Here is a 22,964-nt window from a genome sequence, read left to right as displayed (position 1 = left end):
TCTGTATGAGCGTGTTGCTTAAACAATTACAACGAGCTTCAGAGCGCGGTAATCTCGCCCCGATTGCAACGTTCGATGTAGTCATTCACCTGTTCCACCGTTGGCATCGCATCCGAACAGCTGTGGCTTGAAATCACGATACTTGCTGCTCCACTGCCATACGCCATACTGCGCTCAATCGTCCAGCCCTGCATCAATCCATACAGGAAGCCAGCCGCGTAGGAGTCGCCTGCACCGAACGTTTTGACCACTTTTGCCGGATAGCTGTCCGCACGGTGAGAAAGCCCTTCACGCGTATAAGCAATGGACCCCTCCTTGCCGTGTTTGATTACAACGATGTTGGCTGAGAAATCAAACCATTTCTGTGCAGTTACCTGATCGCTATGATCCGGATTGTGGTCGAATGTCTCCATCATGTCGAACTCTTCACGTGTGCCCAGAATGATATCGCATTTCTCGGCTGCGAGGTTGTAATAGACCGCCGTCTCTTCATCTGATGTCCATGTGTATGGGCGGTAGTCCAGATCAAACACAATAACCGTGCCATGCTTTTTCGCATACGTTAGTGCCTGTAATACGGCTTCACGGGATGGGCTCTGAGCGAGAGCCGTGCCTGAGATTAGCAGTACTTTGGAGTCGGCAATTAATTGCTCTTGTACCTCTTGCGCCTGTAATAACAGATCAGCTACATTGTCCCGGTACATCAGGATACTGCAATCGGTTGGGCTCTTGATTTCGGTAAAAGCAAGCCCTGTCACCGCTCCGGTGTCATCTGTAACCACATTCGATGTGTCGATGCCGTTCTTCTCCAAATAACTCTGGATGAATCTGCCCATCTGGTCACCCGCGATTTTGCCGATAAAAGCTGTCTCCATACCCAGCCTGGACATGCCAATCGTAATGTTGGCCGGAGAGCCACCCACATATTTCGTGAACGTCATCGTCTCTTCCATCGGGCGATTGATCTCATTGGCATTCAAGTCGATACACAGACGGCCAATCGCGGTGAAATCCTTCTTCCTTGATCTTGGAAAGGATACATAGGTCATTTCATGTGAGCCCCTTTCTGTGTTGAGATTTTACATGGTTTATATGGATATCTAGACTCGTTACTCATTCCATCGTGAGGACTCGTAAACGGCTAGAGTAGGTCCGTTTTATTTTCCAATCATAACGTTATACTCTTGCTGGCCTTCTTCCTGTTTCACTTTATGAGTGTGGCCTCTGACCGCTGCAATGCTGAACGAATCAGCTGTGTTGGTATAAGGACTCCATATAGTTCAAGGAGCGTTTAGCATACTCATAGGGGTTATGAATCGCAGGGTCCTGCTCTCCTTCAAGCATTGCCCAGCCGTCATATCCTCGTGTGATCAATTCTTGCAGTATTGGTGCAAAATCAATGCATCCATCCCCTGGTACGGTGAACACTCCTCTACGAATACAGCCGACAAAATCAGACTGCTCGGCGCGTGCTTCATCCAGCACATGAGGGCGGATATCTTTCAGATGGATATAAGCGATCCGGTCATAATGTTTACGCAGCAGTTCAAGCGGATCAGCTCCGCCATAGTAGGCATGACCTGTGTCATAGAGCAGATACACGAGAGAAGGATCTGTCAGCTCCATCAGTCGATCGATCTCATCCGGTTGTTCTACCACCGTGCCTCCATGATGATGATACGTGAGCTTCAACCCGTGTTCACGGGCAATCGCTCCTGCTTCATTCAATCCTTCAGCGAGGATATGCCATTCGGATTCGCTGAGTCTAAGCACTTCTTTTTCATGCGGAGTCCGTCTTGGATCAAAATGAAGTGACCCGCCTACCTCCGCCGTACTGATCACCTTACTGCCCATGGATTGCAGAAATTCCGCATGTCTGCGATAGCTATCCAACTCAGACTGACGATATGCCGGATCGGACAACAGCACCGATTTCCACTGGGAGACCAGATTGATATCCCGCTTGCTCAGTTCCTCTCGCAGTATAACGGGGTCGGTTGGATATTTACGACCCATCTCTGTGCCTGTCAGCCCAAGACGCTGAATGTCGTCCAGAATCTGTCCACACGTTGTCGCATCACCATGCTCCTTCACATCTTCACCGACCCAATTGATCGGATGAATCCCAAGCTGGAATGGCAGCTTGCTCATTGCTCCACGTCTCCTTTGTCGTTCAACATTGTGGTTCACTATATTAAACCGGATTAAATCGGTCTTGCTTTGGCGCGGTTGGCTTGCATGGTGTGATGAGCATGAACTACCTTTTCTTCGGCAGATACCTCAGGTACACCCACATTCCACCATGACTCGTATCCACCTGCGTTGGTTCCAGGCACGACCGGAATCTCAATTAACGTACTTACCGTTTCTTTCTTCGCATCTCGGAGTGCTTGTTCTAGCTGTTCTGCCGTCTCCGCTCTATAGGATTTGGCTCCCATGCTTCGGGCGTGAGCTGCAAAGTCCATTGGCATGTAATCCCCGGTCAATCGTCCGCTTTCTGATTCCCGATAACGGAACTCATTGCCGAACCCGTCACTACCATGTTCCCGTTGCAAATTATGAATACACTGGAATCCATTGTTGTTGAATAATAGGACAGTCATCTTCTTCTGTTCCTGCAAACTGGTCACAAACTCCGAGTGCAGCATCAGATAACTGCCATCTCCTACCATGGCGTACACTTCACGATCCGGCTCGGCTAGTGCTGCTCCGAATGCCCCACTTACCTCGTACCCCATACAGGAGAATCCATACTCCATGTGGTACGTCTTTGGTTCAGACGCACGCCACAGACGATGCAGATCGCCTGGCAGACTACCCGCCGCACACACTATGACGGAGGATGGATCAATGCTCCGGTTAACGACGCCGACTGCTGTAGTCTGTGCCAGTCCTGCTTCATGTTGAGCTGCATACAGCCGATCCACTTCTGCATTCCACTCAGCGCGGAGATCAGCGATTTCAGATGCACCGTATGCACTGCGATATTGTCTATGCTGCAATTCCTTCTGCAAAGCCTGCAATCCTTCGCGTGCATCTGCCAGAATGGCTTCTCCGCCTAGCTTGGCGGCATCCATACCGTTCAGGTTGATGTTAATGAATGACGCTTCCGGATGTTGAAAGGCAGAGCGGGATGCCGTCGTAAAATCCGAGAATCGCGTACCGACGCCGATCACCACATCCGCTTCTCTCGCCAGCCTGTTGGCTGCCAGAGAGCCAGTAACCCCGATGGCTCCCACATTCAGTGGGTGGTCCCAAGAGACTGCACTCTTGCCCGCCTGCGTCTCGGCGATCGGAATACCAAAGGCCTCGGCGAACTCCACGAGCTGGGCGGAAGCCTCAGAGTACAACACACCGCCGCCTGCAACGAGCAGCGGATTTCTGCCTCGGGCAATCTGCTGTGTTGCCCGTTCAATGGCTGCCTGTACCGGGGGGCGACGGTCCAGATAGTGTACTTTGCGGGCGAAGAACGATTCAGGATAATCGTACGCCTCTGCCTGCACATCCTGCGGCAGCGCGAGCGTAACAGCTCCCGTCTCTGCCGGGTCGGTAAGCACACGCATGGCCTGTGTAGCAGCAATCATCAACTGTTCAGGACGAACGATGCGATCCCAGTATTTACTGACGGCTTTGAATGGATCAGTGGCTGAGATTGTATAATCACTGCTCACTTCCAACTGCTGCAGTACCGGGTCCGGTTCCCGTGTAGCAAAGTTATCTCCAGGAAGCAATAAAACCGGAATCCGGTTCACCGTTGCGGTAGCCGCTGCTGTAATCATATTTAAAGCACCCGGACCAATGGATGTTGTACATGCATAGATCTGTCTGCGGTTCTTCTGTTTGGCATAGGCCGCTGCCGTATGCACCATACCTTGTTCGTTCTTTCCTTGCATATACGTCAGGCTTCCCGGACTGCGCTCCAACGCTTCTCCAATGCCAGTTACGTTGCCATGTCCAAAGATGCCGATGATCCCTTTCACAAACTTGGTTTCCACACCGTCAACCGAGATATATTGCTGATCCAGGTATCGAAGCAGTGCCTGAGCCATCGTTAATCGAATTGTTGTCATGAATTGATCGCCTTCCTTTCCTTTACGGGTTAAGCGCTTAATCTGCGTTAAGTTTAAGCGCCTTACCCCTAAAGGTTAAGCGCTTAATTGATATGGTATTACAGGCTGCTGATTTACGCAAGCTATTTTTGTAAGCGTTTTTATAAATTGCGATAAAACAGCGGTAATTCATTGTTGTAAGAGCTATTAGTCCTGCATCATTTCAAAAGCTTCCACAATTACTAAGAGAGAAGAGAGGGGACTATCGTAAGGACCGATGATCCATGCTCGTACATACTAGTGAGCCATATAATCCGTGATTTTTGTATACTACAATCGCCAACATACCTATAAATGCAAAAAAAGAAAGAGACGGTGAATACCATCTCTTTCTTTTACGATATATAAGCGGGTGATGGGAATCGAACCCACGCTATTAGCTTGGAAGGCTAAAGTTCTACCATTGAACTACACCCGCATAACAACAATCGGGATGACACGATTTGAACATGCGACCCCCTGGTCCCAAACCAGGTGCTCTACCAAGCTGAGCTACATCCCGTTATCTATACCGGCGAGAGGACTCGAACCTCCACGGTTTCCCACTCGATTTTGAGTCGAGCGCGTCTGCCATTCCGCCACGCCGGCAAAATATGAAGTTATAATGGCGCGCCCTGAGAGATTCGAACTCCCGGCCTTTTGATTCGTAGTCAAACGCTCTATCCAGCTGAGCTAAGGGCGCAAAATATTGGAGCGGAAGACGGGAATCGAACCCGCGACCCTCGCCTTGGCAAGGCGATGCTCTACCGCTGAGCCACTTCCGCATATAAGGGATGCGCGTGGAGGGACTTGAACCCCCACGTCAAAGACGCTAGATCCTAAGTCTAGTGCGTCTGCCAATTCCGCCACACGCGCATATGATGGTGAGTCATGAAGGGCTCGAACCTTCGACACCCTGATTAAAAGTCAGGTGCTCTACCAACTGAGCTAATGACTCATAGAAAACTGGTGGAGGATGATGGATTCGAACCACCGAACCCGTACGGGAGCAGATTTACAGTCTGATGCGTTTGGCCACTTCGCTAATCCTCCAGGATTACATGGTGCCGGCGAGAGGACTTGAACCCCCAACCTACTGATTACAAGTCAGTTGCTCTACCAGTTGAGCTACACCGGCGTATAACATGGTGTTATAATGGTGGCTCGGGACGGAATCGAACCGCCGACACGAGGATTTTCAGTCCTCTGCTCTACCGACTGAGCTACCGAGCCTTACTACATTAAAAAATGGCGGAACCGACGGGATACTCTCACTTCGTTCGAGACTGCGAAGCTTATACTCTCGAAGTAAATGCTCCGACGAACCCAAAAACGGATTCTCATCCCTGAAGCATATACATGATGGCGGAACCGACGGGATTCGAACCCGCGATCTCCTGCGTGACAGGCAGGCATGTTAGGCCAACTACACCACGGTTCCATAGTACTTTCTCAAGGAAAGTTAATTGCGGGGGCAGGATTTGAACCTGCGGCCTTCGGGTTATGAGCCCGACGAGCTACCGGGCTGCTCCACCCCGCGTCGTTATAAAATAAGTTATATGGTGGAGGCTGAGGGGATCGAACCCCCGACCCTCTGCTTGTAAGGCAGATGCTCTCCCAGCTGAGCTAAGCCTCCATCTATATGACCCGTAGGGGATACTCTCACTTCGTTCGAGACTGCGAAGCAGTTGCTAACGAAGTACATCCTCCGACGAACCTTTGGGATTCTCATCCCTTTTTGAAGCTAATAAATATAGCTATGACCCGTAGGGGATTCGAACCCCTGTTACCTCCGTGAAAGGGAGGTGTCTTAACCCCTTGACCAACGGGCCTTACTGGCTCCCCGAACAGGGCTCGAACCTGTGACAACTCGATTAACAGTCGAGTGCTCTACCAACTGAGCTATCAGGGAATGGTGGAGCCAAGCGGGATCGAACCGCTGACCTCCTGCTTGCAAGGCAGGCGCTCTCCCAGCTGAGCTATGGCCCCATACACTGGTGTATTTCTTGTTTTGATATTACTATGGGCCCTGGTGGACTCGAACCACCGGCCTCACCCTTATCAGAGGTGCGCTCTAACCAACTGAGCTAAGGGCCCTTATCAAATTTCGAAAAAAAATACCCCAAAGGGGTTTCGCTTGGCGGCGTCCTACTCTCCCAGGACCCTGCGGTCCAAGTACCATCGGCGCTAGAGGGCTTAACGGTCGTGTTCGGGATGGGTACGTGTGGAACCCCTCCGCCATCGCCACCAAACGGGCATTTGTATAACAAATGCGTTCGCGTTCCATTCGGTCCGGGCACGGCTGTGTGGATGAATGGTTCAGCGCATCTTCAGAGTGTTGTTCTCTGAAAACTAGATTCGAAACGAAACCTGCGATTTACAACTTGCATATTGGATAAGCCCTCGACCGATTAGTACTGGTCAGCTCCATGCATTGCTGCACTTCCACCCCCAGCCTATCTACCTCGTCGTCTTCAAGGGGTCTTACATACTGGGAAATCTCATCTTGAGGGGGGCTTCACGCTTAGATGCTTTCAGCGTTTATCCCTTCCGTACATAGCTACCCAGCGGTGCTCCTGGCGGAACAACTGGTACACCAGCGGTACGTCCATCCCGGTCCTCTCGTACTAAGGACAGCTCCTCTCAAATTTCCTACGCCCACGACAGATAGGGACCGAACTGTCTCACGACGTTCTGAACCCAGCTCGCGTACCGCTTTAATGGGCGAACAGCCCAACCCTTGGGACCTACTTCAGCCCCAGGATGCGATGAGCCGACATCGAGGTGCCAAACCTCCCCGTCGATGTGGACTCTTGGGGGAGATAAGCCTGTTATCCCCAGGGTAGCTTTTATCCGTTGAGCGATGGCCCTTCCATGCGGTACCACCGGATCACTAAGCCCGACTTTCGTCCCTGCTCGACTTGTAGGTCTCGCAGTCAAGCTCCCTTATGCCTTTGCACTCTTCGAATGATTTCCAACCATTCTGAGGGAACCTTTGGGCGCCTCCGTTACTCTTTAGGAGGCGACCGCCCCAGTCAAACTGCCCACCTGACACTGTCCCCGTACCGGTTTACGGTACCAGGTTAGAACCTAGATACGATCAGGGTGGTATCCCAACGTTGCCTCCACGCAAGCTGGCGCTCACGTTTCAAAGGCTCCCACCTATCCTGTACAGATCGTACCCAAATTCAATATCAAGCTGCAGTAAAGCTCCATGGGGTCTTTCCGTCTTGTCGCGGGTAACCTGCATCTTCACAGGTATTAAAATTTCACCGGATCTCTCGTTGAGACAGCGCCCAAGTCGTTACGCCATTCGTGCGGGTCAGAATTTACCTGACAAGGAATTTCGCTACCTTAGGACCGTTATAGTTACGGCCGCCGTTTACTGGGGCTTCGGTTCACAGCTTCGGGACGAGTCCCTAACCACTCCCCTTAACCTTCCAGCACCGGGCAGGCGTCAGCCCGTATACTTCGCCTTACGGCTTCGCACAGACCTGTGTTTTTGCTAAACAGTCGCTTGGGCCTTTTCACTGCGGCCCCCTCGTGCTATTCACACTACCGGGGCACCCCTTCTCCCGAAGTTACGGGGTCATTTTGCCGAGTTCCTTAACGAGAGTTCTTCCGCGCGCCTTAGAATACTCTTCTCGCCTACCTGTGTCGGTTTGCGGTACGGGCACCATCACCTGGCTAGAGGCTTTTCTTGGCAGTGTGAGATCATGACCTTCGCTACTGTAATTTTCACTCCCCATCACAGCTCAGCCTTACAATGTGCGGATTTGCCTACACATCAGCCTTACTGCTTAGACGGACATCCATCAGTCCGCGTCACTACCCTACTGCGTCCCCCCATTGCTCATAACGGCTTACGGTGGTACAGGAATTTCGACCTGTTGTCCTTCGACTACGCCTTTCGGCCTCGCCTTAGGTCCCGACTTACCCTGAGCGGACGAGCCTTCCTCAGGAACCCTTAGGCTTTCGGCGGATCAGATTCTCACTGATCTTTTCGTTACTCATACCGGCATTCTCACTTGTATAATGTCCAGCGCTCCTTACGGTACACCTTCAACCCTTATACAACGCTCCCCTACCCCTGATGCAAAGCATCAAGCCATAGCTTCGGTGGTGTGTTTAGCCCCGTTACATTTTCGGCGCAGAGTCACTCGACCAGTGAGCTATTACGCACTCTTTCAATGGTGGCTGCTTCTAAGCCAACATCCTGGTTGTCTGTGCAACTCCACATCCTTTCCCACTTAACACACACTTGGGGACCTTAGCTGATGGTCTGGGCTGTTTCCCTTTTGACAATGGATCTTAGCACTCACTGTCTGACTCCCGGAAGTAAGTCTATGGCATTCGGAGTTTGACTGAGCTTGGTAACCCTTGCGGGCCCCGCACCCAATCAGTGCTCTACCTCCACGACTCTGTTTTCCGAGGCTAGCCCTAAAGCTATTTCGGGGAGAACCAGCTATCTCCGAGTTCGATTGGAATTTCTCCGCTACCCCCACCTCATCCCCGCATTTTTCAACATGCGTGGGTTCGGGCCTCCAGTGCGTGTTACCGCACCTTCACCCTGGACAGGGGTAGATCACCCGGTTTCGGGTCTACGTCCACGTACTCACTCGCCCTATTCAGACTCGCTTTCGCTGCGGCTCCGGCTCTTCACCTTAACCTTGCACGGGAACGTAACTCGCCGGTTCATTCTACAAAAGGCACGCCATCACCCCTAAAACGGGCTCTGACTTTTTGTAAGCACACGGTTTCAGGTTCTATTTCACTCCCCTTCCGGGGTGCTTTTCACCTTTCCCTCACGGTACTGCTTCACTATCGGTCGCTAGGAAGTATTTAGCCTTGGCAGATGGTCCTGCCGGATTCATACGGGGTTTCACGTGCCCCGCACTACTCGGGATCCGTCTCGGAGGGAACCAACTTTCAATTACAGGGCTTTTACCTTCTTTGGCGGGCCTTTCCAGACCTCTTCGCTTAACCGGTTCCTTTGTAACTCCATGTGAGACGTCCCACAACCCCAGAGAGCAAGCTCTCTGGTTTGGGCTTCTCCGCGTTCGCTCGCCGCTACTGACGGAATCACTATTGTTTTCTCTTCCTCAGGGTACTTAGATGTTTCAGTTCCCCTGGTATGCCTCTGCACAACCTATGTATTCAGTTGTGAGTAACTGGAAATTACCCCAGCTGGGTTTCCCCATTCGGACACCCCCGGATCAAAGCTTGCTTACAGCTCCCCGAGGCAGTTTCGTTGTTCGCCACGTCCTTCATCGGCTCCTAGCGCCTAGGCATCCTCCGTGTGCTCTTAGTAGCTTAACCATATTGCTCCGGTTTTGACTGCTCGCTTCCCTTGTTTTGCTTGCGCAAAGCCAAAAGTCGCTCCCATCCAATACCATCGCAAAAGCAATTAACTACCGTTTTTATTGAAACTTGTTTTAACACAAGTTCAGCTAAAAAGGAATGTTCTAATTCGCGTTTGTTTCGTTTCGATATCTAGTTTTCAAAGAACAAGCTCCATGCAAAAGCAAGCTGTTTGAGAGTTTGAGCTCTCAAAACTGAGCAACGAGTGAGTAGTTTGTGCAGATCAAGTCTGCGTATTTGAATGTTTCCACTCGGGAAACGATTCTCCATAGAAAGGAGGTGATCCAGCCGCACCTTCCGATACGGCTACCTTGTTACGACTTCACCCCAATCATCTATCCCACCTTCGGCGGCTGGCTCCTTGCGGTTACCCCACCGACTTCGGGTGTTATAAACTCTCGTGGTGTGACGGGCGGTGTGTACAAGACCCGGGAACGTATTCACCGCGGCATGCTGATCCGCGATTACTAGCAATTCCGACTTCATGCAGGCGAGTTGCAGCCTGCAATCCGAACTGAGACCGGCTTTGTTGGGATTGGCTCCATCTCGCGATTTCGCAGCCCGTTGTACCGGCCATTGTAGTACGTGTGTAGCCCAGGTCATAAGGGGCATGATGATTTGACGTCATCCCCACCTTCCTCCGGTTTGTCACCGGCAGTCTATCTAGAGTGCCCACCCGAAGTGCTGGCAACTAAATATAAGGGTTGCGCTCGTTGCGGGACTTAACCCAACATCTCACGACACGAGCTGACGACAACCATGCACCACCTGTCTCCTCTGTCCCGAAGGAAAGGTACATCTCTGTACCGGTCAGAGGGATGTCAAGACCTGGTAAGGTTCTTCGCGTTGCTTCGAATTAAACCACATACTCCACTGCTTGTGCGGGTCCCCGTCAATTCCTTTGAGTTTCAGTCTTGCGACCGTACTCCCCAGGCGGAGTGCTTAATGTGTTAACTTCGGCACCAAGGGTATCGAAACCCCTAACACCTAGCACTCATCGTTTACGGCGTGGACTACCAGGGTATCTAATCCTGTTTGCTCCCCACGCTTTCGCGCCTCAGCGTCAGTTACAGCCCAGAGAGTCGCCTTCGCCACTGGTGTTCCTCCACATATCTACGCATTTCACCGCTACACGTGGAATTCCACTCTCCTCTTCTGCACTCAAGTCACCCAGTTTCCAGTGCGATCCGGGGTTGAGCCCCGGGATTAAACACCAGACTTAAATGACCGCCTGCGCGCGCTTTACGCCCAATAATTCCGGACAACGCTTGCCCCCTACGTATTACCGCGGCTGCTGGCACGTAGTTAGCCGGGGCTTTCTTCTCAGGTACCGTCACCTTGAGAGCAGTTACTCTCCCAAGCGTTCTTCCCTGGCAACAGAGCTTTACGATCCGAAAACCTTCATCACTCACGCGGCATTGCTCCGTCAGGCTTTCGCCCATTGCGGAAGATTCCCTACTGCTGCCTCCCGTAGGAGTCTGGGCCGTGTCTCAGTCCCAGTGTGGCCGATCACCCTCTCAGGTCGGCTACGCATCGTCGCCTTGGTGAGCCGTTACCCCACCAACTAGCTAATGCGCCGCAGGCCCATCCCCAAGTGACAGATTGCTCCGTCTTTCCAGTTCTCTTCAGGCGAAGAAAACAACTATTCGGTATTAGCTACCGTTTCCGGTAGTTGTCCCAAACTTGAGGGCAGGTTGCCTACGTGTTACTCACCCGTCCGCCGCTAAGTATCCAGGAAGCAAGCTTCCTATCAACTCCGCTCGACTTGCATGTATTAGGCATGCCGCCAGCGTTCGTCCTGAGCCAGGATCAAACTCTCCAATAAATTGAAAAGAGCGATAAGCTCATTTTGAATCTGACGAGATTAAAAATCTCATTTGTGCTCCAGTCGATTCAAGCCAAGGCTTGTCTCCAACTTTCGCGTTCATTCTGTAAGCAGAATGTTCACTCACTCGTTGTTCAGTTTTCAAAGATCAAACTTGTTTTGTTACCGAGCGTTGTTTACCTCAGCAACTTTTATATCATAACACTACCGAACCAACTTAGCAAGCTCTTTTTTTCAAGTTTCTTTCGAAGCTTATTTAATTTTGCTTGCGGCACTTTGTTTCTCGTGTTTTTTGGCCGGAAATAGAATATACCATATGCACAATATAAATACCACTTGTAAAATATCCCATTAGCGAACTAATCGATTACTTGATTCAATCTCTTCTAAACTCTTTTTCGGATGGTAATACTCTCTTACTATATCCTATACACACACCAGTCTAATCTGTCTCAATATCTGTTGTGAACAGAGCGATCAAACTAATTATGTTCTATATAATTAAAAACGCATTATCTCTATTCGAGTACAATGCTATCTATCATATAGATATCAAAAATAGTATTTGAACTCACTCTTCTGTGAGCGTAATAGATTGTAACCTTTACTTTCTACACGGTCAGTCTTTGAACCTGCCCATCACTATCGTGTCGTGATAATGTCCATCCGCGTGTCGCCGATCCCTTTTCAAAACGCCTTCGATCCCAAAGCCACACTTTTGATATAGCTCAATTGCCTTTTCGTTGGATGCCAGCACGTTCAACGCCATCTTCTCTATACCAGTCTGGTCTGCCCATTCTATCGACTTCTCCAACAAGTTCTTGCCAATCCCATGTCCCCAGAAATTTCTGGCTACACCCACGCCGAACTCAACCTTATGGCAAAAACGCTTCAACTCTGTACCCTCACATCGGGAGTATCCCACAATCTCGCCAGCTACTACAGCAACAAGGAACAAATTCCGTGACTTCTCGTTGTCCAAATGGATGATACGCCTAAACCCGGCTGCGTTGATACACGCCTCACCCTCTTCACGATCCATGTTCTCGGTTTCCCCGTCTATTTGTACACGGAGTGAAGCCAAAGCCTCAGCATCCTTTTCCTCTGCCGATCTAATCGAGTAAGATACTCCTTTATTGTAATACTCCTGTTGATCGATAATCATAAGAACCAATCCGCCTATTCCTCTTTATTTAAGTTACTGTACTCTCTACTGCTCTAACCAACCTCAGACGGACTCTTGCCTGTAAGCATCTTGAACACCTGACTGAAATACGTAGCATTACGGAACCCCGTCATCTCACTCACCTCGTATACCATGTAATGTCCCGACTGCAACAGTTCCAACGCTCTCTGAATTCGGTACCTGTTCAAATAACTGACGAAATTCTCTCCAGTCACCCTTTTGAACAGTTGACTCAGATACTTTGGATGCACGAATAGCCCCTTGGCAATCGCTTCAAAACTAATCTCTTCGGCGTAATGCAGCTCCACATACTGTTTCACCTGCTCTATCAGTTTATTGCTTTTCTTCTCGCCCATCTCTTTGCGTATCTGTTCCAGCCAGTTGCAGATAATACAGTCCATCCAGTTTACCAGATCATGCAATGCATATTTTGATTGAATTTCACGCAGAAAATCACTCATCGCAAGCGGCGGCGTTAACATGGGATGAAGTCGATTCCAGCTATGAATCAACGTGTCAAACAGACTGACGGCAACAACCTGTATATCCTGTATCCCAACACAGTTTCCCTCTTTCAGTAAAAGACGAATACGATGCCACACCTCTTCCGCCTGATCGGGTCTGATATCTGCCCATGCCTCATTCCATTGGCGAAGCAATAATGAATAATCAGTCGCGCTTGGCCCCGTATCCGCTGACGCTTCATAACGGTAGATGCGACTTCCACCCTGAAACTCTGCTGTTTCCACCGCTTCCCTGCTCTCCAGATAAGAATCTATCACCTCACATGGGTGACTCTTGGATCTTCCTATTCCAGCACTTACTTCAATTTTCAGATACGTAAAGATCTGATCGATCATCCTCTCCACAAGTGGCAGGATTTCCTCCAGATGATCTTTATCTCCTAATAGAACCAACACAAATACCTGATCCGAATAATCAACAATTTCTACCTGACCATTCATGCGCACCGCATGCTCTTTCACCGTCTCCTGAATAATATCGGCCACCCCATAGCGGAGAAGCTGCCAGTCCCGTTCTTTCATCCGTGTCAAAAATACGGGGCGATTCAGTTGCAGACTAATGGCTCGTGCCTGTGAGGACATATGAATGCCTATATACTCCATGCGTTCTTTAGGCAGCTCCTCCGCCCGATATCGCGTAGTCAGCAGTTCGTGAAGAAATTGTTTGCGCAGATAGGGAAGTACCCGCCCGACCTCCTGCTTGTACGTCCGCTCCAGCCGCTCATGTCGCTCTCGTACATCTTGCTCCAATAATACCTCACGCAACACAGACTCAATCTCCTCCACCTCTGCCGGCTTCAGCAAAAAGTGATTCACACCCCAGCGCATGGCTGCCCGGGCGTTCTCGAATTCGTCATATCCACTAAGGATAATAATCGGCAGATGGGGATGATCGCGCCGCAGCGCCTGTGTAATCTCAAGCCCGGTCATCCCCGGTAGATAAACGTCGGTCATGACGAGATCGGGATGCATGCGGTGGAACAACTCCAGCGCATCCAAGCCATTGGAAGCTGTACCTGCAATGCTGAGGCCCAGGGAAGACCAGTCGATATGTTCGGTTAATGCCTTTACAATATGCGGATCGTCATCTACAAGCATAATGGTCTTCATCCTTTTTCACCGTCCAGCCACAGATTTAATTGCTCGTTGGTCTCTATGCATGGCAGCGTAATGGTCACCTCCACACCACCCGACTCTCCATCGCTCAGTTGAACGCCATATCTCTTCCCACAATACAGCTGAATGCGCTGATGTACATTCCGTACACCGATGCCACACGTATCTTCCAGCTCCCACCCTTCCGGTAAACCTTGCCCATTATCCGTGATACGAATAACGATATCCGTGTGAGTGCTTTCCGCTTCGTGCATGTGCACCTGAATTCGAAGTGTGCCTTCTTCAGGGTGTCCGTGCATAACAGCATTTTCGATAAAGGGCTGCAAAATGATCTTGGGAATGTAACAACCGCGAATACGCGGATCAATATGTTCCTGATATTGAATAGAGAAGGGTAGACGCTCTGACTGAATACTGACGTAGCAACGCGCATGCTCCAACTCATCTCGTACCCGAATAAACAATCTCCCCCCACTCAGTCCGATCCGTAACAGCTTACTGAGTTGCACAATCATACGACTGATGTCTTTGGCTTCGTAATCGAGTGCACGCCAATGGATCATGTCGAGGGTGTTGTACAGAAAATGGGGTTTGATCTGGGCCTCAAGCAAGCCCGTCTGTGCTTCCCGCTTGGCACGGCTCTCATCCTTCACCTGTTCCATCAGTGTCGTGAGTTGTGAAGCCATGTGATTAAAACCATAAGCCAAGTGAGCGTATTCCTCTGTGAAAGACAGTTGCACTCGGGTATTGAAATCCCCTTTCTCCAATTGTCTCATCCGTTTGATCAATTGACGTAGAGGACGAATAATCCGCCGCACGAAGAGATACGCGAGTACTGCCGAGCATAATAACCCCAGCACCGCAATTCCGAGGATCTGCCATCCTGCTTGTCTGACTGGAGATAAAAGCATATGAACCGGGATCGTCTGCACCAGACGCCACTGAAGCATGGCCGGTCTGGAATATAGCACAAGCTGTGAGCCACCAGACTGACCAGAGACCACTTCGAATCCGTCTTCACCATGCTTGGTATGTTCCTGAATCCAGGCACTGTCTACTAAAGAAGAGGAATCTTCATCTCCAACACTTGTATTGGAGTCATATGGCCACTTAGATCTCTTAATGGGATCAGCTTCACCCATCTGCATGACGACATTACCAGCCGTATCTACCAGCAGCACCTTGCCATCCAATACCATGGGCATATCTGCAAATCTGCGTACAATGTCTGCGCGACTCAGCCGGATAAGCACATAGGCTACCGTCCCCCCTCGGCTGTCAAAGATTCGCTGAGCATACCCAATGAGGGATTGACCGGATTCATTCTCCCGCAGCGGGACCCATGCCGCATCAGCCTGCTCCAATGCACCGAACCAGGAGTCGCCGGAAATGGTATCTACCGGGAAGATGCGATCAGGCATGGTAACAGCTACACCGTTAAATGCATCCGTGTACAACTCTATAGAAGTAATACCTTCACTGACGACCAGCGTATGATCCAATATGCGGGATACTTCCCGCCGTTGATGAATCTGCGAAAGTCTCCCTGTCTCCATCGTTTCGAGCAGACTGGACAGTTCCCTATTGCTTGCCAAAGCGTAGGCATTTCCCGTTACACTTGTGATGAAATCAAATCCCCGTCGTGTACTCTCGTTCAGAAGAGCCAGGCGTGCTTTGCTAATCTCGGCAAAGGTGACTGCTGAGAAAGACTGATATGCCAGCCAGACCACAACCGAGACGAGCAGCAGGTTAAACGCAATAAAGCAAGTCACCATCAATGTGGAGAGCTTGCTTTGTTGCAGCTTTTGATTAATAAATGAAGACCATCTTCCTTTCCGCATGCGAAAACCAACTCGTTTCGTCTTGGAATTACCCTTTGAGCCCAGAGGTTGCGATTCCTTCCACGAAATACTTTTGACACACGATAAATACGATAAAACATGGCACCAGCGACAATACCGACATCGCAAACATTGGGCCCCAATCGGATTGAGAACTGGAATCAAGGAATAGACGCAGACCCAGCGGCACGGTGTATTTGCTCACATCACTCAAGTAGATCAACTGACTGAAGAAGTCGTCCCATGTCCACAAGAACGTAAAGATCATCGTGGTAACCAGCGCTGGGAAAGCCAGTGGAATGATGATTTTGGTATATATTTTCACAGGGCCGCATCCATCAATAGTGGCCGCTTCATCCAGCTCTTTGGGCAATCCCCGGAAGAACTGCACCATGAGAAAAATGAAGAAGGCGTCAGTCGCCAACCATTTTGGCACGACGAGAGGCAGATACGTATTCACCCACTCCAGGTGGTTGAAAAGGATATACTGCGGGATCAGCGTCACATGATGTGGCAGCATGATCGTCATGAGCATCAGGCCGAAGCAGATGGCTTTGAAACGAAAATTCAGCCTGGCGAAGGCATATGCCGCCATAGAGCAGGAAATCACATTGCCCAGCACAGCTCCAAGCGACAGGACGATGGAGTTGGTCAAGAAACGGGAGAACGGATTGCCCTGAATTCCGGACCAACCATTCATGTAATTTTGCCAATTCCATTCCTGCGGCCAGAACCATGTCTCTGTAAAGATCATATGTCCCGGTTTGAACGAGCTGCCCAGCATCCAGAGGATCGGGTAGAGCATGACAAAGGCGATGCCTGAGATCAACACATGTTTGCCGACGACCCATGCTGTAGAGTTCCGTTGTCCAATCATGATTTTCCACCATCCTCATAGTGCACCCACAGCTTGCTGCTGCGGAATACGAGCAATGTAAATACGCCAATCAGGATTACCAGTACCCAGGCCATCGCGGAAGCATAGCCCATCTGAAAGAATGAGAATCCTTTCTTGTACAGATACAGGGAGTACATTAGGGTTGAATTCACTGGCCCTCCGCTACCATTACTGATGACGAAAGCCTGCGTAAACGATTGAAAGGACGTAATCAGCTGCATGACGAGATTAAAGAAGATAACGGGTGACAGAATCGGCAACGTTATATAGAAGAATCTCCGCAGTGGGCCCGCACCATCTACCGCTGAGGCTTCATCATATTCGGGTGGAATCTGCTTCAGGCCTGCCAGGAAAATAATCATCGACGATCCGAACTGCCACACGGATAACAGCACGATGGAGTACAAGGCATACTTCGGATTCGCAACCCAATCGGGTGCCTTAATACCCACCATGGCAAGAACACTGTTGAGCAGCCCGTCCCCACCCAGCATTTTACGCCACAACATCGCAATCGCCACGCTACCCCCAAGCAATGTCGGGATGTAATACACCGTCCGGTAAATACCGAGCCCTCGAATCCCTTTGTTGAGCAGCATCGCTACAAGCAGTGCAAAGATCAATTTGACCGGTACGGATACAGCGACATACGTGAATGTGACTTTGAGCGACTGGGTAAACAGTTTATCCGATGTAAACATGGTGGTGTAGTTATCCAGACCGACCCAGGAAGGGGCGGCCAGGATACTGTAATCGGTGAACGAAATGTACAAGGATACCAACATGGGACCCAGGGTTAGAAATAACAACCCGACAAGCCATGGGGCGAGGAACAGAAGCGCTGCTCCATTATGGGCATATCTTCGTTTCACCCGCCGGCTAGCTACACTCTCGATTCGGGCCTGACTGACCTGTGATGTCGTCATCTTCGCAACCTCCCCGCAGAATTAGAAGTCTGGAACGGTTTCAATGGTTTATTGACTCGATCCAAGGGTAGCCTTGGCCCCTTCAATAAACTGAGCAATCACATCCGGAGTATTGCCTTGACCGAAGGCGATCTGCTCGCTTGCGCTCTTGAAACTCGTGTCCACTTCAGCAAATCCTTGCGGGTATGGTGGATCAATCTCACTGGAATGCTTCGATACGGTATCGATAAATTGGAAAATAACTTGCTCCGCTTCCGGAAGCGTTGGCTGCATCTGCTCACGAATGCTGGAGTTAACCGGCACACCACGTTCAGAACCAAGAATAGCGGTTGCTTCTGGATCATTGACCATGAAATCAATGAACATGGCGACTTCCTTCGGATGTTTGGTTTTGGCATATCCGGAAAGGAACTGACCTGGTTTCAGATATTCGCCAATTTGCTGCTCGTTAACACCATGCGGAAGCACTTGTATGCCAAGCTTATGATCCTGGTTTTTGTTCACCTGCTGGAATGTCAGCAATTGATTAGACCACGCAAAATCCATGGCAGCTGTACCCAGCGAGATCGGGCGTGTCTCCAGCGCATTGGTTGTGGATGCCGTTATCTCCGCTGTGGTCACTCCACCATTCTCGCGTAGTGCGCCCCACATATCGAACCATTGTTGAAGCTCCTCGCTGGTAGCGGTCATCGTGCCACCGTCGAACAATCCTTTCCCCGATTGCCGGATAAACACTTCAAACATGTTTGTGGTACCGGAAATGTCTGCAGATCCATAGAACCCCTCACCTTTGGCTGCGGCAATCTTGGTCGCAATATCCCCAAAATCCTTCCATGTCCAGCTCTCTTGTGGTTCTTCAATGCCTAATTCCTGAAATACGGTGGCGTCATAGATGACACCCGGTGCGTTTACTCCAAGCGTAATTGCATATAATTTATCGTCAATTGATCCGGCTGTAATCATGCTCTGATCATGATCCTCTGTCCGCAGCTCTTTGCTCTCTGCAAACGGGGTCAGGTCACGCAAGGCACCACGCCGGGCAAAGTCAGTCAGAAAGGCGTAATCCATCTGGATGATATCCGGTGCATTCGAACCGGCTACCTGTGTAGTCAACTTGTCAAAATAACCATCCCAACCGGAGTATTCAGGTTTAATGGTGATTCCCGGATGTTTCTCTTCAAACAATTGGATCACTTTAGTCGTCAAATCATGTCTGGTCTGTGATCCCCACCAGGTCATGCGCAGTTCAACCTTACCTGATGAATCTCCTTCACTTCCACTTGCTTCACCTGAAGAAGATGGTGTATCGGCGGCCCCTCCAGAACAGGCTGTAGCGAACAATAACAGGGACAGGCAGAACAGGGTTACCCACTTTTTTGTAATCATCATAAATGAATTTCCTCCCCTTCTTGCATTTATGGAATCGCTTACAAAACCTATTGTATCGGTCCATTGCTGCACATGACATAAACAAAAGTAAGCTTTCCTGTCAAAAAAGTAAGGAGTTACAGGAATCAAAAACCACCAGGAATGATATTCCCGGCGGTGATGTTCCCGTATTAGATATGATTACGGGTATACAAGTGTAGTACGTGGAGCAGAAGATAGCGGGTTTGTATGAAACGAAAGCATGAAAATCAGATGGAGTGCGTGGCGGCAGGTGAAGTCATCCTGTGATCAGCCAAATGATTCTTCATTTTTGCAACCTCAGTTCCTGCCAGCATCATAATGCCTATTCCGTGATTGTCATTGGTGACGGTACGCAAGTCCTGATCATAATACTCTGCCGTAAACGCATATCTCGAACCGCTGCACACGCCATGGACATTCCCTTGACGATCAATCGCTTTACAGATGAGTCCCTTCCATGCCTGCTGGGCAGCCGTGACGTAAACATCAGGGTCTTTGAACCAGCCAAAGCGTACACCCCTCGCAAAACCATAGGCAAACATCGCCGTGCAGGAGGCTTCTTCATACGTCTGCGAGTCATTCAACACCTGATGCCATAACCCGCTTTCCCCTTGAAGTGCCGCGTACCCTTCACACAGCTCATTGAAGAAATCTATTAAGGCTGGGCGCTCAGGATGCTCTGCTGGCAAAGCTTCCAGCACCTCCGTCAACGAAAATAGTGTCCAGCCGTTCCCCCGTCCCCATGGAATCTGCGTTGCCTGTCCATATTTGAAATCATATACGTGAGACATAATTTTGAACTCAGGCATGAACAGATATTTCCGATACAATAAAAATTGTCTGGCGGCTTCATCCAGTGCGGATGAGCTTCCCGTCACCCGGGCATAACGAACGAGAAACGGCGTGCTCATATAGAGGTCATCTGCCCACATGGTATTCTCTGCATACTCCCCTATGCATGTGCGATAAAACGCCCCATCCTCCTGCCGTTCCAGGCGGGAAAGCATGAAATCCGCAATCCGTTCAGCAATCGGAAGAAACGTTGGTTCATGACACTCTGAATACGCTTCCAGCATGGCCGAACCAAAAGAACCGCAGTTATCCAGCATTTTCAGCATGACCAATTGTTGATTGACTGCCGGGAAACCATACTGCTCCCGATCCCATAATGAGTATTCATACATCTGGGTACACGCCTGCACATGCTCAGCCGCATAACGTGTAATGTCCGGTCTCTGCAAATAACGCCCAGTCCGTAATAGACCGTATACAGTGACACCCAATGGATAATCCCAGCGGCCATAATTGGTCACACTGCCCACTGTCCATTTGTTGCTTAACATGGCGTTTTCATAATAAGGTCTGATCCAAGCATCCGGTCGATCTAAGCGCCAATATGTCTGTTCTAGCCCCGTTTGGTACACTCGGTCCGTTCGGGTAAGTTCCTGCAAATCCGGTTCAACTTCCGACTCAAAAGGCCCAACATATAACCAAGACTCTCCAGTAGCACCGTGCACACGCTGAGGAAGTTCCAGTGAAAGTTGCTTACCCGAAACGGTTGCATTCAAATTAAAATGCCAAGGTCTCGCCGTATCGTTGCATTCACTTCGGACAAGCAGGTCATTCCGTCCAAACGGGACTGGTACATCCACTTCGAACGAACCCGGCTCCTTCACTTGCGCCACAGGCTTGCCGCTAATCCAAATACTCAGAGAACCGGAAGATTGACCTGACAATCGCACCGCATTCCCGGTTGAATCGTTATTGTTCAGATGGGTCCAGGCATAAGCATGCTTTCCAGGAAGGTTTCCGTATATTCGTTCGAAAGCTGATTTGGCTTTATCTTCATCAGACCAGCCTGTCTCAGGCAGCCAGTTCAAGCTGTAGTCTGATTCTTTTCCAAGCAGGTCCGGTTGCTTACTCGCGGTTCGGTTCGGTTGGGAGAATACCCACCCGGCTTGCCCCTGTCTCTCCTGGAATGGAGCAAATACATTCAAAATGCGCACTTTTCCTTCATCTGACCCAAATTGGCAGCCGAAGCCGGCAGGGGTGTTTTTCATTTCCAGCCATATGGTGTTCCAACCAGGCTTGATATCGATGCTGAGCTTCACCGTTGCGTCTGGACTAATCTCATCCATTACTGTTGAGCGATAGACCATCTGCTCATTGAAATAGAAACGAACAGGCCCATAACAGCGGACCAGTACATCCAGGTTTCGGTCCTCGTCCCCCCAAACCAGTGCAGCTGCGTAGGATATATGGTCTTTAGGTGCATCAGGAAAGCGTTTACCTAAATTCAGATCATAAAGCCCTTTTTCATTTTGCAAAATACCAGACTTCTGGAATACCCGATATACAAAATCAGCCTGCGCATTTGCTCCAATATACCTCTCGGCCAGTACCTTCAGTACCTGATCCTGATCTTCCCCAAATCGGTAATACATGCTCTGCGGTTCACTGAAATAGGTCGTCATCGATGGCACACATCCCTCTCCTGTTGAAATAAAAGTTTTATCCGAATTAAACGTTCGCCCGGGCAGACCAGATCCGTATTTTGCTGTCACAGCCTCAGGAGATATAGCGCTTAACCTTCGTAAGAAACTCCCTTGCCCTGAACGTTAATATCCTCTGTTTTACTCAGACACCAATTAATAATCCCAGTATAACTGACATGTTCTACGGTGGCTACAGATTTTTGATTACGCTTACAAATAAATTCAAAGTCTTACTTTATGTCTCGCCCGTTGAACTTATATTTGAACATTCGTTTAAAAAAACAGAAAACGTTGCCGATATAGATAGTAGGCTGAAAAATTCCACTTTTTGTAACGGGAAGGAAAGATGCACATTGAATACTCTTGAATCTCTGGTAAATGCTATGCCTTTTGTTAGCCAAATGTTCCGTGATGACATATCCATATCCATTAATGATCATGAGAAAGTATTGTATTTTTCCGAAGCAAAAAGTCTGGAGATTGGTGTGAAGGTTGGAGATGAGCTGCATGACGATTACAAAGATTTCAAAATGCTCACCAACAAGGATACGCGTACCGTGGCACGTATGCCTGGTGATCTGCAAGGCAGACCTTTCGACGCCATCCTAATTCCCATCAAGGAAGACGATCAGGTCGTGGGTATATTGGGTGTGAACTACGCACTGGATAGCCATATGACCCTCGAAAATCTGATCCGTGAAAATGAAACGACCATTCATGCACTCGTCGGCGGCATTCAGCAGATTGCAGCACATTCCGAAGAACTCTCTGCGACCTCGGAAGAGATTCTGCGCAACTCCAAAAAAGCTTCCGAGAACTCCGTCAGTGTGTCTAAAGTAACAAACGTCATTCGTGAAGTATCGGAACAAACCAATCTGCTTGGACTCAACGCCATGATCGAGGCGGCCCGTGTGGGCGATCAGGGAGCCGGCTTCGGTGTGGTGGCCAGTGAAGTACGCAAGCTGTCGGATCATACGAAACAAGCAGCGACTGATATCGAAACATCCCTAGGCAGTGTACAAGATTCCATGAAACATATGGAGCGGGAGATCGGTCAGATTACAACCGCAACAGTGGATCAGGCCAAGCTTGTTACCGAATTCATGGAAAGTATCGAACAGCTTAGCGAGACAAGCGCAAATCTGAAAAAGTTCGTACATCAGATGCTGGCGCTCGAATAAAAATACAGTTCCACAGCAGAAATAAAGATGATATGAAATGTACATAACAAATGATTTAGAATGTGAAAAGCCTCCGGCCACTTCCCCTTGCAGGAAGTTAGCGGAGGCTTTGT

The 22,964-nt window shown here is 49.7% G+C and carries 11 protein-coding genes, 17 tRNA genes and 3 rRNA genes; 1 reads left to right on the top strand and 30 read right to left on the bottom strand.

The features are described from left to right. Positions 1-38 precede the first annotated feature (38 nt). From iolC to AC1S8V_RS01360, 30 genes are all read right to left on the bottom strand, one after another. Positions 39-1,049 (bottom strand): 5-dehydro-2-deoxygluconokinase, encoded by a 1,011-nt coding sequence (gene iolC, locus AC1S8V_RS01505; RefSeq protein ID WP_482072149.1) that lies wholly within the window; start codon positions 1,047-1,049, stop codon positions 39-41. Between the two features lie 199 nt (positions 1,050-1,248). Next, the gene (gene iolE, locus AC1S8V_RS01500) at positions 1,249-2,151 is read right to left on the bottom strand and encodes a myo-inosose-2 dehydratase (protein WP_482072148.1); all 903 of its coding nucleotides are present in this window, start codon (positions 2,149-2,151) and stop codon (positions 1,249-1,251) included. 53 nt (positions 2,152-2,204) lie between these two features. After that, entirely contained in the window at positions 2,205-4,070 is a 1,866-nt protein-coding gene (gene iolD / locus AC1S8V_RS01495; RefSeq protein WP_482072147.1) for a 3D-(3,5/4)-trihydroxycyclohexane-1,2-dione acylhydrolase (decyclizing), read from the bottom strand. Positions 4,071-4,456: 386 nt separating this feature from the next. Continuing rightward, positions 4,457-4,527, bottom strand: a tRNA-Gly gene (locus tag AC1S8V_RS01490). Positions 4,528-4,537: 10 nt separating this feature from the next. After that, positions 4,538-4,611, bottom strand: a tRNA-Pro gene (locus AC1S8V_RS01485). A gap of 7 nt (positions 4,612-4,618) precedes the next feature. Next, positions 4,619-4,697: transfer RNA gene (locus AC1S8V_RS01480), tRNA-Leu, on the bottom strand. A 17-nt stretch (positions 4,698-4,714) separates the two neighbouring features. After that, positions 4,715-4,791, bottom strand: a tRNA-Arg gene (locus AC1S8V_RS01475). Positions 4,792-4,798: 7 nt separating this feature from the next. Then, positions 4,799-4,873 (bottom strand) — tRNA-Gly (locus AC1S8V_RS01470). 10 nt (positions 4,874-4,883) lie between these two features. Beyond that, positions 4,884-4,964, bottom strand: a tRNA-Leu gene (locus tag AC1S8V_RS01465). A 6-nt stretch (positions 4,965-4,970) separates the two neighbouring features. Further along, positions 4,971-5,046 (bottom strand) — tRNA-Lys (locus tag AC1S8V_RS01460). A 9-nt stretch (positions 5,047-5,055) separates the two neighbouring features. Continuing rightward, a tRNA-Tyr gene (locus tag AC1S8V_RS01455) sits at positions 5,056-5,141 on the bottom strand. Between the two features lie 9 nt (positions 5,142-5,150). Next, positions 5,151-5,226, bottom strand: a tRNA-Thr gene (locus AC1S8V_RS01450). A gap of 19 nt (positions 5,227-5,245) precedes the next feature. After that, positions 5,246-5,321: transfer RNA gene (locus AC1S8V_RS01445), tRNA-Phe, on the bottom strand. Positions 5,322-5,451: 130 nt separating this feature from the next. Then, positions 5,452-5,529 (bottom strand) — tRNA-Asp (locus AC1S8V_RS01440). A gap of 25 nt (positions 5,530-5,554) precedes the next feature. Then, positions 5,555-5,628: transfer RNA gene (locus AC1S8V_RS01435), tRNA-Met, on the bottom strand. Between the two features lie 20 nt (positions 5,629-5,648). After that, positions 5,649-5,724: transfer RNA gene (locus AC1S8V_RS01430), tRNA-Val, on the bottom strand. 124 nt (positions 5,725-5,848) lie between these two features. After that, positions 5,849-5,920, bottom strand: a tRNA-Glu gene (locus AC1S8V_RS01425). A 4-nt stretch (positions 5,921-5,924) separates the two neighbouring features. After that, a tRNA-Asn gene (locus tag AC1S8V_RS01420) sits at positions 5,925-6,000 on the bottom strand. Between the two features lies 1 nt (position 6,001). Next, a tRNA-Ala gene (locus tag AC1S8V_RS01415) sits at positions 6,002-6,077 on the bottom strand. Between the two features lie 34 nt (positions 6,078-6,111). Next, positions 6,112-6,185 (bottom strand) — tRNA-Ile (locus AC1S8V_RS01410). Between the two features lie 38 nt (positions 6,186-6,223). Next, positions 6,224-6,340, bottom strand: a 5S ribosomal RNA gene (rrf, locus tag AC1S8V_RS01405). A 139-nt stretch (positions 6,341-6,479) separates the two neighbouring features. Continuing rightward, positions 6,480-9,407 (bottom strand): 23S ribosomal RNA (locus tag AC1S8V_RS01400). 314 nt (positions 9,408-9,721) lie between these two features. Further along, positions 9,722-11,274: ribosomal RNA gene (locus tag AC1S8V_RS01395) — 16S ribosomal RNA — on the bottom strand. Together the 16S, 23S and 5S rRNA genes with 17 tRNA genes alongside form the textbook arrangement of a ribosomal RNA operon. Before the next feature lie 619 nt (positions 11,275-11,893). Next, positions 11,894-12,439: an N-acetyltransferase family protein gene (locus AC1S8V_RS01390; RefSeq protein ID WP_482072146.1), complete on the bottom strand. Its 546-nt coding sequence runs from the start codon at positions 12,437-12,439 to the stop codon at positions 11,894-11,896. A gap of 53 nt (positions 12,440-12,492) precedes the next feature. After that, positions 12,493-14,094, bottom strand: coding sequence for a response regulator (locus AC1S8V_RS01385; RefSeq protein ID WP_482072145.1), 1,602 nt, complete (start codon positions 14,092-14,094; stop codon positions 12,493-12,495). Continuing rightward, entirely contained in the window at positions 14,091-15,941 is a 1,851-nt protein-coding gene (locus AC1S8V_RS01380) for a cache domain-containing sensor histidine kinase (RefSeq protein WP_482072144.1), read from the bottom strand. Before AC1S8V_RS01380 ends, AC1S8V_RS01385 begins: the two co-directional genes overlap by 4 nt. Before the next feature lie 28 nt (positions 15,942-15,969). Next, a complete protein-coding gene (locus tag AC1S8V_RS01375; protein WP_482072143.1) occupies positions 15,970-16,818 on the bottom strand; it encodes a carbohydrate ABC transporter permease in 849 nt (282 codons plus the stop codon). Then, complete coding sequence (locus AC1S8V_RS01370; protein ID WP_482072142.1) at positions 16,815-17,765, bottom strand: carbohydrate ABC transporter permease; 951 nt, start codon at positions 17,763-17,765, stop codon at positions 16,815-16,817. Before AC1S8V_RS01370 ends, AC1S8V_RS01375 begins: the two co-directional genes overlap by 4 nt. A gap of 48 nt (positions 17,766-17,813) precedes the next feature. Beyond that, complete coding sequence (locus tag AC1S8V_RS01365; RefSeq protein ID WP_482072141.1) at positions 17,814-19,154, bottom strand: ABC transporter substrate-binding protein; 1,341 nt, start codon at positions 19,152-19,154, stop codon at positions 17,814-17,816. Positions 19,155-19,402: 248 nt separating this feature from the next. Continuing rightward, the gene (locus AC1S8V_RS01360; protein WP_482074359.1) at positions 19,403-21,649 is read right to left on the bottom strand and encodes a glycoside hydrolase family 88/105 protein; all 2,247 of its coding nucleotides are present in this window, start codon (positions 21,647-21,649) and stop codon (positions 19,403-19,405) included. A 374-nt stretch (positions 21,650-22,023) separates the two neighbouring features. Here AC1S8V_RS01360 and AC1S8V_RS01355 point away from each other — a divergent pair, with 374 nt between their 5' ends. Then, a complete protein-coding gene (locus tag AC1S8V_RS01355; RefSeq protein WP_482072140.1) occupies positions 22,024-22,851 on the top strand; it encodes a methyl-accepting chemotaxis protein in 828 nt (275 codons plus the stop codon). Positions 22,852-22,964: the final 113 nt, after the last annotated feature.

Source organism: Paenibacillus sp. B46(2026) (genome assembly GCF_056786355.1).
Note: the sequence above shows the minus strand (reverse complement) of the source record. Positions and strands in the feature narration are given on the sequence as shown.

What these genes read in the sequence shown, in the direction of transcription:
- iolD (WP_482072147.1), bottom strand. Translation starts at nt 4,070, where the DNA reads ATGACAACAATTCGATTAACGATGGCTCAGGCACTGCTTCGATACCTG.
- iolC (WP_482072149.1), bottom strand. Translation starts at nt 1,049, where the DNA reads ATGACCTATGTATCCTTTCCAAGATCAAGGAAGAAGGATTTCACCGCG.
- AC1S8V_RS01365 (WP_482072141.1), bottom strand. Translation starts at nt 19,154, where the DNA reads ATGATGATTACAAAAAAGTGGGTAACCCTGTTCTGCCTGTCCCTGTTA.
- AC1S8V_RS01380 (WP_482072144.1), bottom strand. Translation starts at nt 15,941, where the DNA reads ATGCGGAAAGGAAGATGGTCTTCATTTATTAATCAAAAGCTGCAACAA.
- AC1S8V_RS01385 (WP_482072145.1), bottom strand. Translation starts at nt 14,094, where the DNA reads ATGAAGACCATTATGCTTGTAGATGACGATCCGCATATTGTAAAGGCA.
- AC1S8V_RS01390 (WP_482072146.1), bottom strand. Translation starts at nt 12,439, where the DNA reads ATGATTATCGATCAACAGGAGTATTACAATAAAGGAGTATCTTACTCG.
- iolE (WP_482072148.1), bottom strand. Translation starts at nt 2,151, where the DNA reads ATGAGCAAGCTGCCATTCCAGCTTGGGATTCATCCGATCAATTGGGTC.
- AC1S8V_RS01370 (WP_482072142.1), bottom strand. Translation starts at nt 17,765, where the DNA reads ATGACGACATCACAGGTCAGTCAGGCCCGAATCGAGAGTGTAGCTAGC.
- AC1S8V_RS01360 (WP_482074359.1), bottom strand. Translation starts at nt 21,649, where the DNA reads ATGACGACCTATTTCAGTGAACCGCAGAGCATGTATTACCGATTTGGG.
- AC1S8V_RS01375 (WP_482072143.1), bottom strand. Translation starts at nt 16,818, where the DNA reads ATGATTGGACAACGGAACTCTACAGCATGGGTCGTCGGCAAACATGTG.